The 906-nt window shown below is 55.6% G+C and carries 1 protein-coding gene; it reads left to right on the forward strand.

Features of this window, described 5'->3' with window-relative positions:
- Window positions 1-498: 498 nt before the first annotated feature.
- Window positions 499-906, forward strand: a 408-nt coding sequence (locus tag NKJ12_RS32075) for a hypothetical protein (RefSeq protein WP_502905767.1), incomplete at its 3' end; no start/stop codon positions are given.

A 906-nucleotide genomic window follows, 5' to 3' on the forward strand; every position in this document is an offset into this window, starting at 1 on the left:
CGTCCTGTCCGACAACCCGCACGCGCGCGACAAACTCGAGCCTTCCTCAGATGCTTGCGTCCAATGTCCGACAATGTCGGACACTAGTCATCTTAGTAGCGCCACTTAATTGTTTTGGCGTGATTTTCCTTTGGCACGGCACTTGCACGGTCATGGTGTATCTGGGTCGCGGTTGAGGAGAAATCGTCTCATGACTACCAAAAATCCGGTCAGCTCTAGGTGTGCGTAGACGCAGTTTGCCAACTTCATAGGATCCGAGTCCTCTCGCTTTGAGAGGCGGCTCAGCTTCGAAGACATGCACTCAGGCGCGCAGGATGGATTCATCAATCAAACGATGGGTGCTTTTTGATCAGCTTGATCATTCTGGCGAATAAGCCGTGAAAATGCGTGAGCCCTTGGGCCTCAATGATGTCGTCGCTCTGAGACTGGTGTGGTCCTCAGCTCGCCGATAGTCCTACGCAGGGTTCGATGTTGGATCACAGATCGCAATGTTCAGTTATGAAATTTTTGAACGAAGTCTCGAGCACGTTTCCCTCGGCAGTCTCGCTGGCGTCTGGCAGACCGAGTGAGCGGTTCTTCGACAAGCTCGACCCCCAGGTGCTGTTGAATGCACTAGTAGTATATGAACGCTATTCAGCTGGCGGTCACGGGGGCGGGCAATTATTGTCGCACTTGCTGCAGTATGGACGAACCGCCGGCATTATCGGCGAGCTCGTTGCGCAACAGGTCCGGTCTGATGAGGGGGTTCCCGCGAGGGCGGATCGCGTACTGATCACCTCAGGATGCCAGGAAGCGCTCGCACTCTGCCTCCCGGCGCTGTGCCCTGAAGCTGCCGATGTGCTCCTAGTCTGCAATCCCACGTATATTGGTGCGACCGGTGCAGCTAAGGCCGCAAGGGTCGCCGTT

Source organism: Mesorhizobium sp. M0195 (genome assembly GCF_040322115.1).
GTDB lineage: Bacteria > Pseudomonadota > Alphaproteobacteria > Rhizobiales > Rhizobiaceae > Mesorhizobium.